Raw genomic sequence first — 14,091 nt, 5'->3', positions numbered from 1 at the left:
GGCGGCGCTACAGCATGGGTTTCGCTCCGCTCGCGGAACGCCGCCCGACCCATCCTACGGATTGGCTGCAGCGCCGTCGGGCAGCTCGCGGGAGAGCAGCGCCTTGATGGTGTTGGCGTGGCGCTGTTCGTCCTGCAGCACCGCCTGGAAGCGGCGCAGCCAGGTGTCGTCGCCACTGGCGGCCATCAGGGTCACCAGGGTTTCCCAGGCGGCCTGTTCCCCCAGTTCGTAGATGAGCATGGCGTGCAGGCACTGCGACATGCTGTTGTGCGGCTGGGCCAGCACCTGGGCCACACGCTGGGCCGCAATGCCCCAGTTGCGCGGGTGCTCGGCAAGGGCGGTGCGGGCACGCACGCCGACCCGCTCCAGCGCTTCGATCAGGGTCCAGACGTGGGCGAGTTCTTCGTCGCGGATCTGCCGGAAGGTGGCCACCAGCTCGGCGCGGTAGCCGTCGTGGTGCATGGCGCGCTCCAGCAGCATGTCGTAGAGCTGCACGCAGATGCTTTCGGAGAGCACCGCCTCCTCCAGCTTGGCGATGAACAACCGCGAGTCGCTGCGGACCATGGCTTCGAAGGCTTGCTCGCCCCGGCTGCGCCAGCCGTCCTCGATTTGCAGGTCCAGCTGCTGGGGGCTCTGGCCGATGATGCCGGCCTGGGTGAGTTCGCTGGGGGTGGCGCGTCCTGACATGACACTGGGCATTGTTATTCTCCTCTCGTGACCCGGCCGGTACTTGCCTGATTACCGGCCTTGGTCATGGGAAAATCTGCCCTGCGGGAGGTTCAAGGAGTTTTCACCCGGGATGACGGGATGGCGTACACCTCAGCGCGCCATGCAGCGCCGGTAGCGCTCATCCACGCGCTGGGCGAACCAGGCGGTGGTGAGCTTGCGGGTGATCTTCGGGCTCTGCAGGGTGATGCCCGGCAGCACCGCGCGGGGCAGCGTGCGCCCGGCGCTCTTCTCGGCCAGGGCGTAGACCTTCTCGTACAACTCGCTTTCGGCGAAGTCCGGCCCGTCGCCCTGCTCCAGCGCGCGGCGGATGGCACCGTCGCCCATGTCCAGGCGCCGCCCCAAGGTGCGCACCGCCTTCTCCGTGGCGCCGGCATCGCGGCTGCCGTGGATGATCAGGTCGCCATCCAGCGCCAGGGGGATGCCGCTGGCCAGGCTCACCGCCTGCTGGAAGGCGGCGTTGCGGCTGGCGTACCAACCGGCGTTGAAGTCGGCGAAGCGGTACAGCGGCTCGGGGTAATCCGCCTCGTAGCCCAGCAGGTGGGCGATGCCGAAGTACAGGCCACCGCGGCGGGTGAACACCTCGTCGCGCACGCTGCCGGTGGTCGTATACGGGTAGTTCTCGGCGTGCTGCTGGGCGAAGGCGATGCTGACCTGCATGGGGCCGCCGGTGTGCACCGGGTTGAAGGTGCCGAACAGCTGGCGGCCGAGGGGCACCATGCCGATGAAGTCATCGAAGATCACGCTCAGCTGGCGCTCGGTGCGCACGGCGGCGAGGCGCTGGGCGTAGGTCTTGCCGGTGGGCGAGCGGATGTCCAGCGCCGAATCCACCAGGAAGCCCGGCAGGTGCAGGCGCGCGGCGCGGCGGTCGATCTCCTGGCGGGCGATCTTCGCCAGGCCCGGCACCGGCGGGTCGGCCTGGTAGGTGGACTCCTGCTCGGTCACCGCCAGCACCGCGCAGAAGTTGCCCTTCACCGTGGCCAGCTCCTGGGCGGTGAAGGCCACCTGGATGTCGGTGGCCCAGCCCTGGCGGTCCACCACGTTGCTGGGAATCAGCCGTGCCACCTGGGCACGCACTTCGGCCGGGGTGAGCTGCGGGCCTTCCTGGCTGCGCTGGCTGCCGCAACCGGCCAGCAACAGCGCGGCGAACAGAATGAGACTGGCGGGGGCGAGATTCATGGAGGCTCCGGCGGCGGTAAACGAAACGGCATGGCGCAACTTCGACAGGCGTGCAGTGAAGCTGTTCAACCGACATGCCGGCAACCCGTGCGCGAAGGCGCGCGCCTCTGTAGAGTCGCCTCATCCACGCAAGGAGCTGCTGCATGACTGACGATTGGGATTTCTATTTCGCACAGGTCGACGACCGCCCCGCTTCCATCTACGTCGACCTCGGCGCGGTGCGCGAAGTGCCGCTGGAGCACCTGCCGTTCATGGCTTACGTGCGCCTGCACATGCGCACGCCACGGGACGACGGGCTTTCCAGCCAGGAGGAGTTCGACCGGCTGATCGAGATCGAGGACCAGTTGACCGCGCGCCTGCTCAATGAAGGCTGCGCCTACCTGGGCCGCTACACCGGCAACGGCCTGCGCGATTTCTTCTTCTACGTGGGCGACGAGACGCTCTGGAACGAGCGGGTCGCCGCCGTGCTGGAGGCCTTCCCGGAATACGAGTACGAATCCGGTACCCAGGAAGACCCGGAATGGTCGACCTACTTCGACTTCCTCTTCCCGCCCGCCGAGGACCAGCAGCGCATCAGCAACCGCCGCCTGTGCGCGGTGCTGGAAAGCAACGGCGACACGCTGGAAACTCCGCGCGAGATCGACCACTGGTTCTACCTGCCCGACGAGGCCCGGGGCGAAGCGCTGATCGCCGAAGCGGCCACCCTCGGCTTCACCCTGCGCGATTGCGGCTGGACCGAGGACGAGGAGGCCTACCGGGTGCAGCTGTGGCGCGAGGACATCCCCCAGCCGGGCACCATCGATGAGCTGACCCTGGCGCTGCTGGCCCTGGCCCTGTCCTTCGACGGCGATTACGACGGTTGGGAGACGGTGCTGGTGACGGACGAGCCGACGACCTTGCATTGAGCTGGTAATGGGGCCGCTACGCGGCCCTTTTCGCGAATGAATTCGCTCCCACAAGCATCGCGCGCGTAAACAGCCACATCCTTAGGACGTGGCTGTGCTTTTTGCCCCTGGAAGGGGGCGCAATCGGACCTCGGAGCATGCAGCCGCCGCTCACTCCGCACGTAGGGTGTGCTGCGCGCACCTGGGGCTCGCCGGAAGCACCGTGCGGCGGTGCGCGGCACACCCTAAGGCACGCGTTCATCCTGTCGAATCATCGCGCGAATGAATTGGCTCTGTCTGCGTTAAGTGTTTGCTAGAGGATTTGAGTCCAGCTGATTGCCGAGCTCTGATGATGTTTCTGGTTTCGCCCCCCCCGGGCGAGTCTCTTTTGGCAGTCGCCCTGTATAGACCGGAGACATGGTGGACACATGTGCGGGGACATGGTTGACACATTATGGTCCGTAGTCAGGGTTGTTCAGGTCGATAGTTCGTAGAAATTGATGGCAGAAGTACACGTCGTACAACACCTCGCTTTCAGGCCTGGGACGTATAGCGATCAGGTGCCCAGCAAGCCCCTTGGCGATGCGGAAGTAGTGTTTTCTAAAGCGGAATCGGCTGTGATAAACCTTTGTCACTTCGTCATCCAGGGCATATTCGAAGTCCTCCAGTTTTTCTGGAAATGGCCAGGGGCTTGTGCGGTATCGCTCCATGGGAACCTGATAGCCCAGCGCTTCGTGGGGCCGTTGAAGGTTGTAGATCTCCCTCCATTGATCGAAAGCAGCCTGGGCTTCGATCAAGTCGTGAAAGTGCTTTCCCTTGAGTACTTCAGCTTTGAGCGCGCGATGAAAGCGCTCGTTTTTGCCATTGGTTTGTGGATGGTAAGGCCGGCTGAAGCTCAGGCGAATGCCCAGCCGGACCAGCCAAACACCCAGCTCGGATAGTTCACCCGGATTACGTGGCGAGCCCCAAGGGGAGCCGTTATCGGTGTTGATTCGGGCAGGCAAACCATAGCGGCGGAAGACTTCGCTCAGCTTTTCCTGAACCGTTTCCTTGCGCTCATTGGCGCAGGCCTGGATCGCCAGGTTGAAGCGGGAATGGTCATCCACAACCGTCAACGGATGACACTGGCCTTGCTGGGTCGGAAAGTAGCCCTTGAAATCCATCTGCCAGAGGTCATTGGGGGCCTCGTGCTCGAAGCGCTGCCAGGGCTTCTTGGCTTCCTTTTCAGGCGGCAGGATCAGCAGATGGCGGTGCAGGACGTTAGTCACAGTGCTGGGGGCAATACCGCAGTTAAGGACATGGCTGATCTTGCGTCCGCCCCACGCAGGATGCGCCTGACGCAACGCAACCACCTCCGTTTCCAGCGCGGGAGGGGTCCGCTTGGGGCTATTGAGCGGCCGGCGGGATTTCTCGTGCAGGCCATCTCTCCCGCTCTGTTCGTATCGCTTAAGCCACTTGTAAGCCGTTTGCGGGCTGATACCGAAGCGTCGGCACAGTTCTCGCCTGTTGCTGTCAGGCTGTAAGGCCAACGCAATGAATTCCTCTTTCAAGCTCATGGCGTCTCTCGTGTTCCAAGGCATGGTATGGATCCCCGGCAAGGCAGCTCGCCGGAAAGTGTCAACCATGTCTCCGTACACCTGTCAGCTATGTCCTCGGTCTATACACAATCGTTGAAAAGGAACCAAAAAACTTGCCCCATCATCCGGCCCGACTGCGTCGGGTTCCCTCACTCCATCGCCGCTCTGGGGGCCGGCGCGATGGGCCATCCATGGCCTGGCGCGCCTCTCGCGGCATCCATGCCGCTCGTCCCCCGGCGCAACGACTGCGTTCGGCCTCCTGGAGGGGCGTTGGCGGCTGCTCCAACTTTCTTCGTCCAGCGCATCGCCATGTGGTGCGCACGGGCTTTCGTAGGATGGTGTAGAGCGAAGCGAAACCCATCCGGTGGAGGTGGCACAAACCCTCAAGCGCCCGGAAAGGTCCGTGCTTGAGCGCCTGCATTAAAACCACAACAGCTAACGCAGACAGAGCCAATGAATTCGCCCCTACAGGCTCCCGATCTCCTCGATGCTGATTTCGCGCATGCGGAATTTCTGGATCTTGCCGGTGACGGTCATGGGGAATTCGCTGACGAAGCGGAAGTGCCGCGGGACCTTGAAGTGGGCGATGCGGGCGCGGGCCCAGTCGCGCAGTGCTTCCGCCGTGGCGTCGTGGCCGGGGTGCAGCTGGACCCAGGCCACCAGTTCCTCGCCGTAGCGGCTGCAGGGGATGCCGATCACCTGGACGTCGGCCACCGCCGGGTGGGTGAAGAAGAATTCCTCCACCTCGCGCGGATAGATGTTCTCGCCGCCGCGAATGATCATGTCCTTGCTGCGCCCGACGATGCGCACATAGCCCTCCTCGTCCATGGCCGCCAGGTCGCCGGTGTGCATCCAGCGCCCGGGGTCGATGGCGTCCGTCGTCGCCAGCGGGTTGTTCCAGTAGCCGAGCATCACGCTGTAGCCCCGGGTGCACAGCTCGCCGATCTGCCCACGGGGGACGACGCGGCCGTCGGCGTCGACGATCTTGCTTTCCAGTTGCGGCTGGGTGCGGCCGACGGTGGTGACGCGCAACTCGAGGCCGTCATCGGGGCCGGTTTGCAGGGAGACCGGGCTGGTCTCGGTCATGCCGTAGGCGATCTGCACCTCGGCCATGTGCATCTCGTCGATCACCCGGCGCATCACTTCGATGGGGCAGGTGGCGCCGGCCATGATCCCGGTGCGCAGGCTGGAGAGGTCGAATTCGTGCCGGCGGGGGTGATCCAGCTCGGCGATGAACATGGTGGGCACGCCGTAGAGCGCGGTGGCCTTTTCCTCGGCCACGGCGGCCAGGGTGGCCAGCGGGTCGAAGGCATCGCCCGGGTAGATCATGGTGCTGCCGTGGGTCAGGCAACCGAGGTTGCCCATGACCATGCCGAAGCAGTGGTAGAGCGGCACCGGGATCACCAGGCGGTCGTGCTCGGTGAGGCCCAGGCTCTCGCCGACCATGTAGCCGTTGTTGAGGATGTTGTAGTGGCTGAGGGTGGCGCCCTTGGGGAAGCCAGTGGTGCCGGAGGTGTACTGGATGTTGATCGGCTCGTCGAACTGCAGCTGGGCCTCGCGTTTGGCCAGGGCCTCGACGCTCACCGCCCCCGCCAATTGCTGCAACACGGCCCAGGGCAGGAAGCCGACCGGTGGCTCGGCGGCCAGGCTGACCACGCCGCGCAGCTCCGGCAGCCGGTCGCTGGCCAAGGTGCCCGGCTCGCCGTCGGCCAGGGCCGGGACCAGCTCCAGCAGCATCGCGTGGTAGTCGGAGGTCTTGAAGGCGTCGGCGCAGATCACCCAGCGGCAGCCGGACTGCTTGAGGGCGTATTCCAGCTCGCTGCTGCGGTAGGCGGGGTTGATGTTGACCAGGATGGCGCCGACCTTGGCGCTGGCGAACTGGGTGATGGTCCATTCGGCGCAGTTGGGCGCCCAGATGCCGAGGCGATCGCCCGCTTCCAGGCCGATGGCCATGAGCGCGCGGGCGTGGCGTTCCACTTCCGCCGCCAGTTGCGCCCAGGTCAGGCGCAGGCCCTGGTGGCGCACCACCAGCGCTTCGCGCTCGGGGAAACGCGCCACGGTGGCATCGAAGGCGGCGCCCAGGGTCATGGCCAGCAATGGCTTGTCCTGGCGCCCTCGGGTGTAGCTGGGGTGATTCATGGCTTGCCCTTCTTGTGCTTATTGGGACAGACGCAGAACCGACTGCCGCTGCCAGGCAGGCAACGCGGGGTGCCGGTCATATTTAACCTTTACGTAAACGTTAAGCCAGGGTCGGGGATGGCTCCGTTGGTCGTAGAGGCGTTGCGCCATGTCGGCCGCAACGCCCTGCCCTCTCACCCTAGGGTCTGTACCAAAAGTCGTCGAGCGACGGTCAGGCGAGGCAAAAACGGGTGAGGAAGCGGAGTTTACGAGCTGTAAATGAGCATTCCGAACCCGCTTTTAACGAAGCATCACCGAGCGTAGACACTTTTCGTACAGAGCCTAGCGGACGAACACCTGCGTCGTGGTAATGGCCATGTCGCCGCCGGGCAGCTTGATGTTCTTCACCTTCTCGAGGCTGTCCGGGTCGAACACGGCGATGTCGTTGAAGGTGCCGGCGAGGTAGAGCTTGCTGCCGGCCTTGTTGAACGCCACGCAGTAGTAGGTGTGTTCGAGGTTGGCGGCCTTGATCAGCTTCTGCTGCTTGATGTCGTACTTGGCCAGGCGGTTGAGCACGCCGAACATCAGGTTCGGGTCCTTGGGCGAGCGCATGCCGGTGAAGTACAGCTCGGTGAGCGGGGCGAAGTCCTGCACCGTGCTCTTGCCGGTCTTCAGGTCGACGCTGACGAAGCCGTAGATGAAATCGGCGGTGGCCAGGTCCTGCTTGTCGTCCTTGAACTTCGCCGTGGTGTAGAGCATGGAGAAGTCGTGCAGCGCGCTCTGGTGCGGCCAGAAGTACAGCACGTCCGGCGCGCTGTAGTTGGGCCGTTGCCAGTTGCGCCCGGGCACCGCCACTGTGTACTGGCCGGTGTGCACGTCCATCTTGTAGATGTCCGGCCCCGCCACGAACAGGCTGCCGTCGTCGGCGGCACGCATCAGGTAGACCTGGCGCGGCATGGGGAAGCTGCGCACGGGCTTGGCATCGAGGCCGTCGGCGGTACGGAACACCTCCAGGCGCGGCGGCTTGACCACGTAGTGGTCGCTCATCATCTGGGTCGGGTTGACCGTGGTGTAGAGCTCCTTGCCGTCCGGGCTGAGGGCGAAGGAGAACATCGAGCGCACCTTCTCCCCCGGGTTGCGCGAGAGCCGGGCGTGGAACACGGTCTTGCAGTCATCCAGGTCGACGCCGTAGAGGTCGCCGAAGTGGTTGTTGAGCAGGTAGGCGGTCTTGTTGTCCGGCGCCATCATCGCGGTGCCGGGGCCGAAGGCGTCGGGCAGGCGGCAGGTCTTGTAGAGGCTGTCGCTGGCCAGGTCGACCACGTGGAGGTTGTTGGGGTAGTTGGTGGCGATCAGGTATTCGCTGCCGGGCTTGAGGGCCGGGCCGGCGTTGTCGGCGGCCCAGGCGCCGGTGCCCAGGGCGAGCCCGGCGACGGCGGTGGCCAGGCGGGCGATGACGGTGAGTTTCATGCGGATTCCCCTGTTGTTCTTCTTGTCGTCACTTGTCTTTCGGGAAGACGGTGCCGAGGTTGCGCCAGTCCTGCGAGGAATCCGCGGCGTTGGCGTTCCAGTCCTGGTAGGTGCTCATCATGTCCGGCACCTGGGCCGGCCACCAGCAGGGGTCGGAGCAACCGTAGAGGTCGGCTTCCATCGGCTGGCAGAGCGAGGAGACGCCACCGAAGGCGTCCACTTCCCAGCCCGGGTCGGTGGTGGCGGTGCAGCCGGCCACGGCGCTCATGGCCACCACTTCTTCGACGCGGTCTTCGGCCACGGCCTGGTCCAGCAACTGGGCTTTGTTGTTCAGCGGCTTGAGATGCTTCATGTCAGTGCGCCTTCCGCGGGGTGATGTAGCGGCTGATGAAGGCCGGGTTGGCGGCCATGATCCGGCTGTAGACCTCGATGCCGAAGTCCACCCAGTCGCGCATCAGGTCGCAGTAGTGGTAGGTCGGGTGGGTGGGGTCGCCGTAGCGGGCGTAGCTCTCGTGGTAGCAGCCGCCGGAGCAGAGGTTGCGGATGCGGCAGGTGTCGCAGCCGGTGCCTTGCCGGTCCAGGCGCTGGGAGAGGAAGTCGTTGAGCTCGGCCTGCTTCACGCCGCTGTGCACGTCGCCGAAGGTGGGCAGGCTGGAGCCGGTGAAGCGGTGGCAGAGGTTGAGCCCGCCTTCGTGGTCCACGGCCAGCATCTTCAGACCGGCGCCACAGGGCAGCGCCTTCTTCTGCCCCTCGTGGATGTCGGTGATGAGCTGGTGCAGGTTGGAGAAGCCGATGTTGCGGTGCTCCAGCGCCGCCTCCAGGTAGCGCCGGCCGAGGGCCTTCATGTTGGCGAAGACCTGCACCAGTTCCTCGCCCGTGAGGTTGTAGTCGCTGAGGTCGCCCGAGGTGACCGGGGCGAAGCCGACTTCGGCGAAGCCCATCTCGTTGAACAGGTGGTTCCAGATGGTCTCCACATCGGTGACGCCGCGGGTCAGGGTCACCCGCGCGCCCACCGGGCGGCTGCGGTAGCGCGACAGCAGCATGTCGGCCTTGCGCCGCACCACGTCGTAGGTGCCCTGCCCGCCCACGGTGATGCGGTTGCGGTCGTGCACCGTCTTCGGCCCGTCGATGCTGATGGAGAGGCCGAAGCGATGGGCGTCGAGCCAGTCGACGATCTCTTCGGTGAGCAGCGTGGCGTTGGTGGTCATGATGAACTCCACCTGCTTGCCGGCCGCCGCGAAGCGCCGCTCGCAGTAACCCACCATGTGCTCGATCAAGGCGCGGTTGGAGAGCGGCTCGCCGCCGAAGAACACCACGCTGTAGCGGGTTTCGTCGGGGGATTCGCGCAGCAGCATTTCTACCGAGGCTTCGGCGGTCTCGACGGCCATCTTGCGGCCGGCCGAGGGCTTGTCGAGGTCTTCCTTGTAGCAGTAGGTGCAGCTGAGGTTGCAGCCGGTGTTGACGTTCAGCACCACGGTGTTCAGCGCGGTGCGCTCGACCCGCTTGACGCCGATTTCCGGCGTCAGCGGCGAGCCGTCGCTAACCAGCTCCAGCGCGATCAGCTCGCGCAGGGTCTCGCTCACTTCCTGCCCGGGGAAGCGCCCGGCCAGGCGCTGCACCAGGTCTTCGGGCGAGCAGCCCTGCTGGCGCAGCGTGTCGATGATGCCGCCGGTGACGGCGTCGGTGCTGAACAGCGAGCTGCTGGGGATGTGAAACAGCATGCGGTCCGCGTCCACCTGCACTTCATGCAGGTTGCGCTCGACCAGATTCAAGATTGCGCCCATGGCGACCTCCGGGAAATTTGCCCAATCGTCGATGCGGTTCGCGGCCGGTTCATGGCAGCGGCGGGTTGTTCCAGCGCTGCACGGTGACGATCAGGTGGCCTTCACCCTTCTGGCCGCCCTCCTCCAGCTGGGCGATCACCTTCAGGTTGCCGGCGTTGTTGGTCATCATCCGCCGCTCGGGGTTGGGGCCGGCGGCGCCGGGGACGAACACGCCGTCCTTCTGCATCTGCCCGGCGAACTTCACGTCCTGGTCCTCCTCGGCGCGCTCATCGAAGGGCGCGACCGACCAGGTGGCCGGCAGGTAGCCGATGCGATACGGCTGGCCGGCCGCGTCCTTGCCCCAGGCCTCGGCCTCGAAGCGGCCCTGCACCTTGGGCGTGGAGCCGCCGTTCTCGCCCACGCGGGCGATGGAGAAGGCGGGCACCACCTTCACCTCGGCGATGTCCTTGTACACCGCGAGGTCCACGCCCTTGAGCGCACCCAGGGCCACCGCGCGGGTGCCGACCGCGGCATCGGCGGCGGCCTTGACCTTGACCCGCACCTGCCGGGGCGTGACCTCCAGCACCTTGACCACCTCGACGCCCGGGCCGAACTCGGGGGTGCCGGACAGGCCGCTGCCCACCAGGGTCAGCTCGGCCTCGCCACCCGCCTTGAGGAAGGCCGGCTGCACCGAGAGCAACCGGGCGTTGCCGTCCTTCGCGGCGCTGAAGTCGAGGCCGCGCTCATCGTGCTCGGCCTCGAACATGCGGCCCTTCATCTCGCCGTTCAGGGCGGCGAAGATCTGGCGCATGGGGGTGTCGCCAACCTTCACATTGCCGCGCCATTCGTAGCCGTTGTAGAGGATGGCCGAGCCCGAGCCGGTGAAGGGCGTGCCGTCGGCGTACTGGCCCTGCACCTCGACCTTGAAGGTGTCGCCGCTGTCGGCGCTGACCGTCATCACCCCACGTACATCGCCCTTGGCCAGCATGTGGCCGCTGAAGCTCCATTGCCCCGGCAGCGCCTGCGCCTTGGGCCGGGCCTTCTGCCAGTCGGCCCAGGCCTGGTCCTCCAGCGGGAAGCGCTTGGCCAGCTCGGGCACCATCTGCGTGAGGGCCAGCTCCAGCCAGTCGCGATCACGGGACTGGGCCTGGTATTCCAGCGAGGGCCACTGGCCGAGGTGGAAGTTGACCAGGTGTTCCCACTCCTTGGCCGGGCGGCGTTGCAGGGCCACTCGCGCGCCGGAGTGGCAGCGGCCGCACATCTGCGTCAGCTGTTCGTCGAAGTGCTCGACCGTGTTGAGGCGCCGCTCCATGGCGTAGCGCACGCCGTCGGTCTCGCTGGGGGCCAGGCCCTGCTTGTCGGCCAGGTACTTGACCAGGGTGCGGCGGTCGTCGTCGCTGATGGAGAGGCCGTGCATCACCTGCATGCGCGCGATGCTCATCAGCCAGCCTTCGGGGGTCTTGCGCTGGTGGCTGATGCGGCTGTAGCTGTCGCCGCCTTCGTGGATGTGGCACCCCATGCACTTGCCCTTGAGCAGCGCCGGGCCCTCGTCCGCCGCCTGGGCCTGGGTGCACAACAAGGCGGCTGCAGCCAGGACCAGGCTGCCCGCACGCCACCGGAGTCGAATCGTCTTCAAGGTCAGACCTCCACGGTATTGTTCTTATGGTTCGCACCTGTCTCGCCGGCGGTGCGTCTGCCATGGCAAATACACAATGTGTGCCAGTGGCCGGCAGACCCTTGCAGAACAATGGCTTAGGTCATTTCCAGCGCGATATCCGGGCCCTCGGTAACGGGGCCGGGCGTCTAATTTCGCGACAGCTCGTCACAGGCTGAGACAGGAGCACCCACCGCGCTGACTGGGCCGGGCGGCGGGACTGTCCGGCGGTTGTCTCAGGCCGTCTCAAACTGCAACACGCCGGCCTGGCGGGTGCACGCCAGCCCTCGCACAAATTATCGGCAGATCAACGGGATACCGGCTTTCAGGAGCCTTGGCACGGCGGTTGCGCACGCCTGGGGGACGCCCACAGACAGAGGCCCTGACCCATGCATGCCGAACTGCCCGTACTGCCCCAGACCCAGGCTTTCCTGCAACGCCCGCTGAAGATGCTGATCGGCGCCCAATGGCAGGACGCCGCCAGCGGCGCCACCATGAGCTTCCGCAACCCCGCCACGGGCGAGGTGCTGGCCGATGTGCCCTCCGCCGCTGTCGAGGATGTGGACCGCGCCGTACGCGCCGCGCGCCAGGCCTTCGATGATTCGCCCTGGAGCCGCATGCGCCCCCGCGAGCGGCAGAACCTGCTGTGGCGCCTGGCCGGGCTGATGGAGCGCGACGCCCAGGAGCTGGCGGAGCTGGAGTGCCTGAACAACGGCAAGAGCGCCGCCGTCGCCCAGGTGATGGACGTGCAACTGGCCATCGACTTCCTGCGCTACATGGCCGGCTGGGCCACCAAGATCGAAGGCACCACGGTGGAGCCCTCCCTGCCGCTGATGCCCGACGACCGCTTCCACGGTTTCATCCGCCGCGAGGCGGTGGGCGTGGTGGGCGCCATCGTCGCCTGGAACTTCCCCCTGCTGCTGGCGTGCTGGAAGCTCGGCCCGGCGCTGGCCACCGGCTGCACGGTGGTGCTCAAGCCGGCCGACGAGACCCCGCTCACCGCCCTCAAGCTGGCCGAGCTGGTGCTGGAGGCGGGCTACCCGGCGGGCGTATTCAACGTGGTGACCGGCACCGGCCTCAACGCCGGCGTCGCCCTCACCCGCCACCCGGGCGTGGACAAGCTGACCTTCACCGGCTCCACCGAGGTGGGCAAGCAGATCGGCAAGGCGGCCATGGACAACATGACCCGCGTGACCCTGGAGCTGGGCGGCAAATCCCCCACCCTCGTCATGCCCGACGCCAACCTGCAGGAGGCCGCCGCCGGTGCCGCCACGGCCATCTTCTTCAACCAGGGCCAGGTGTGCTGCGCCGGCTCGCGCCTGTACGTGCACCGCAAGCACTTCGACAACGTGGTCGCCGACATCGCCGGCATCGCCAACGCCATGAAGCTCGGCAACGGCCTCGACCCGAGCGTGCAGATGGGCCCACTGATCTCCGCCAAGCAGCAGGACCGCGTCACCGGCTACATCGACCTCGGCCGCGAGCTGGGCGCCACCGTCGCCTGCGGCGGTGAGGGCTTCGGGCCGGGGTATTTCGTCAAACCCACCGTCATGGTCGACGTCGACCAGAAGCACCGCCTGGTGCAAGAGGAGATCTTCGGCCCAGTGCTGGTGGCCATGCCCTTCGACGACCTGGACGAGGCCGTACGCCTGGCCAACGACAACCCCTACGGGCTGGGGGCGAGCATCTGGTCCAACGACCTGTCGGCGGTGCACCGGATGATTCCGCGCATCAAGTCCGGCTCGGTGTGGGTCAACTGCCACAGCGCGCTCGACCCGGCACTGCCGTTCGGCGGTTACAAGATGTCGGGGGTGGGCCGGGAGATGGGGGCAGCGGCGATCGAGCACTACACGGAAGTGAAGTCGGTGCTGATCAGGGTGTGAACGGAGCAGCAGGCCGGTCGCGGGTACCGGCCTGCGATCGGGCTTCAGCCCTTGAAGCCCTTGCCTACGAGGTAGACCTCGCGGGAGCGCGGGCGCGAGGCTTCCGGCTTGCGGATGAAGACCTTCTCGAACGAGGTGCGCACGTCTTTCAGGAACTCGTCCGAGCCTTCGCCCTGGAAGACCTTGACCACGTAGTTGCCATTGGGCTTGAGCACCTGGCGGACCATGTCCAGGGTGAGCTCCACCAGGTACATGGAGGACGCCTGGTCGGCCGCCGCGACGCCGCTGATGTTGGGCGCGATGTCGGAGACGATCAGGTCGGGCTTGCGGCCGTCGAGCTTGTCGAGGAGCTGCTGGAACACGCCGTCGTCGGTGAAGTCGCCCTGGATGAAGTCGACGTTGTCGAGGCCGTCCATCGGCAGGATGTCGGTGGCGAGGACGCTCCCGCTCTCACCCACCAGCTTGCCGGCCACCTGCGACCAGCCACCGGGGGCGGAGCCCAGGTCCATGACCAGCATGCCGGGGCGGATCAGCTTGTCCTTCTCGTTCAGCTCGATCAGCTTGTAGCTGGAGCGCGAGCGCAAGCCATCCTTCTGGGCCCGTTTCACATAGGGGTCATTGACGTGTTCGTCCAGCCAGCGGCGGCTGCTTTTGGATCGTTTCATGAGAGAGCCAACCACGGAAAATCAGTAGAGGAACGGGCCACCCTGGGCACAGCGGGGAGCTGTACGGGCCCGAAGCGGCGGCAATTATAAGCCGAGAATCCCGCTCAGGTTAAATAAGCCGGCCGGCGGCGCCCGGCGCACCCGCGGCAACGCCCGGCGGAAACCTGCAGGCCAG

Annotated in this window: 11 protein-coding genes; 2 read left to right on the top strand and 9 right to left on the bottom strand. The window is 66.0% G+C overall.

The genetic code is table 11. The features are described 5' to 3' along the window. Positions 1-54: 54 nt before the first annotated feature. Positions 55-699 (bottom strand): ferritin-like domain-containing protein, encoded by a 645-nt coding sequence (locus PSm6_RS22690; protein WP_265168327.1) that lies wholly within the window; start codon positions 697-699, stop codon positions 55-57. A 120-nt stretch (positions 700-819) separates the two neighbouring features. Beyond that, complete coding sequence (locus PSm6_RS22685; protein WP_265168325.1) at positions 820-1,905, bottom strand: DUF1615 domain-containing protein; 1,086 nt, start codon at positions 1,903-1,905, stop codon at positions 820-822. Positions 1,906-2,048: 143 nt separating this feature from the next. Here PSm6_RS22685 and PSm6_RS22680 point away from each other — a divergent pair, with 143 nt between their 5' ends. After that, entirely contained in the window at positions 2,049-2,810 is a 762-nt protein-coding gene (locus tag PSm6_RS22680) for a DUF695 domain-containing protein (protein WP_265168324.1), read from the top strand. Positions 2,811-3,241: 431 nt separating this feature from the next. Here the strand turns inward: PSm6_RS22680 and PSm6_RS22675 are convergent, their stop codons facing one another. From PSm6_RS22675 to peaA, 6 genes are all read right to left on the bottom strand, one after another. Next, positions 3,242-4,369, bottom strand: coding sequence for an IS481 family transposase (locus tag PSm6_RS22675; protein ID WP_265170506.1), 1,128 nt, complete (start codon positions 4,367-4,369; stop codon positions 3,242-3,244). 462 nt (positions 4,370-4,831) lie between these two features. Then, the gene (locus PSm6_RS22670) at positions 4,832-6,505 is read right to left on the bottom strand and encodes an AMP-binding protein (protein ID WP_265168323.1); all 1,674 of its coding nucleotides are present in this window, start codon (positions 6,503-6,505) and stop codon (positions 4,832-4,834) included. Positions 6,506-6,826: 321 nt separating this feature from the next. Further along, complete coding sequence (peaD, locus tag PSm6_RS22665; protein WP_043245717.1) at positions 6,827-7,951, bottom strand: quinohemoprotein amine dehydrogenase subunit beta; 1,125 nt, start codon at positions 7,949-7,951, stop codon at positions 6,827-6,829. 28 nt (positions 7,952-7,979) lie between these two features. Next, positions 7,980-8,303 carry a quinohemoprotein amine dehydrogenase subunit gamma gene (gene qhpC / locus PSm6_RS22660; protein WP_021218108.1) on the bottom strand — a complete coding sequence of 108 codons (324 nt, stop codon included), beginning with the start codon at positions 8,301-8,303 and terminating at the stop codon, positions 7,980-7,982. Between the two features lies 1 nt (position 8,304). Further along, entirely contained in the window at positions 8,305-9,735 is a 1,431-nt protein-coding gene (peaB, locus tag PSm6_RS22655; RefSeq protein ID WP_021218109.1) for a quinohemoprotein amine dehydrogenase maturation protein, read from the bottom strand. A gap of 49 nt (positions 9,736-9,784) precedes the next feature. Continuing rightward, positions 9,785-11,350, bottom strand: a complete 1,566-nt coding sequence (gene peaA / locus PSm6_RS22650) for a quinohemoprotein amine dehydrogenase subunit alpha (protein ID WP_043245714.1) — start codon at positions 11,348-11,350, stop codon at positions 9,785-9,787. A gap of 407 nt (positions 11,351-11,757) precedes the next feature. Between peaA and PSm6_RS22645 the strand changes: the two genes are divergently transcribed. Then, positions 11,758-13,251 carry an aldehyde dehydrogenase family protein gene (locus PSm6_RS22645; protein WP_265168320.1) on the top strand — a complete coding sequence of 498 codons (1,494 nt, stop codon included), beginning with the start codon at positions 11,758-11,760 and terminating at the stop codon, positions 13,249-13,251. A 44-nt stretch (positions 13,252-13,295) separates the two neighbouring features. Here PSm6_RS22645 and rlmE read toward each other — a convergent pair whose 3' ends face one another. Beyond that, a complete protein-coding gene (gene rlmE, locus PSm6_RS22640) occupies positions 13,296-13,916 on the bottom strand; it encodes a 23S rRNA (uridine(2552)-2'-O)-methyltransferase RlmE (protein ID WP_265168319.1) in 621 nt (206 codons plus the stop codon). Between the last annotated feature and the right edge of the window lie 175 nt (positions 13,917-14,091).

This window comes from Pseudomonas solani (assembly GCF_026072635.1).
Taxonomy (GTDB): domain Bacteria; phylum Pseudomonadota; class Gammaproteobacteria; order Pseudomonadales; family Pseudomonadaceae; genus Metapseudomonas; species Metapseudomonas solani.
The sequence above is the reverse complement of the archived record's forward strand: the minus strand, read 5'-3'. Positions and strand labels throughout refer to the sequence as shown.

Bases quoted from the DNA above. Each gene is read 5' to 3' on its own strand.
- peaD (WP_043245717.1), bottom strand. From the start codon at position 7,951: ATGAAACTCACCGTCATCGCCCGCCTGGCCACCGCCGTCGCCGGGCTC.
- PSm6_RS22670 (WP_265168323.1), bottom strand. From the start codon at position 6,505: ATGAATCACCCCAGCTACACCCGAGGGCGCCAGGACAAGCCATTGCTG.
- rlmE (WP_265168319.1), bottom strand. From the start codon at position 13,916: ATGAAACGATCCAAAAGCAGCCGCCGCTGGCTGGACGAACACGTCAAT.
- PSm6_RS22675 (WP_265170506.1), bottom strand. From the start codon at position 4,369: ATGCCTTGGAACACGAGAGACGCCATGAGCTTGAAAGAGGAATTCATT.
- PSm6_RS22645 (WP_265168320.1), top strand. From the start codon at position 11,758: ATGCATGCCGAACTGCCCGTACTGCCCCAGACCCAGGCTTTCCTGCAA.
- PSm6_RS22685 (WP_265168325.1), bottom strand. From the start codon at position 1,905: ATGAATCTCGCCCCCGCCAGTCTCATTCTGTTCGCCGCGCTGTTGCTG.
- peaB (WP_021218109.1), bottom strand. From the start codon at position 9,735: ATGGGCGCAATCTTGAATCTGGTCGAGCGCAACCTGCATGAAGTGCAG.
- PSm6_RS22690 (WP_265168327.1), bottom strand. From the start codon at position 699: ATGCCCAGTGTCATGTCAGGACGCGCCACCCCCAGCGAACTCACCCAG.
- PSm6_RS22680 (WP_265168324.1), top strand. From the start codon at position 2,049: ATGACTGACGATTGGGATTTCTATTTCGCACAGGTCGACGACCGCCCC.
- qhpC (WP_021218108.1), bottom strand. From the start codon at position 8,303: ATGAAGCATCTCAAGCCGCTGAACAACAAAGCCCAGTTGCTGGACCAG.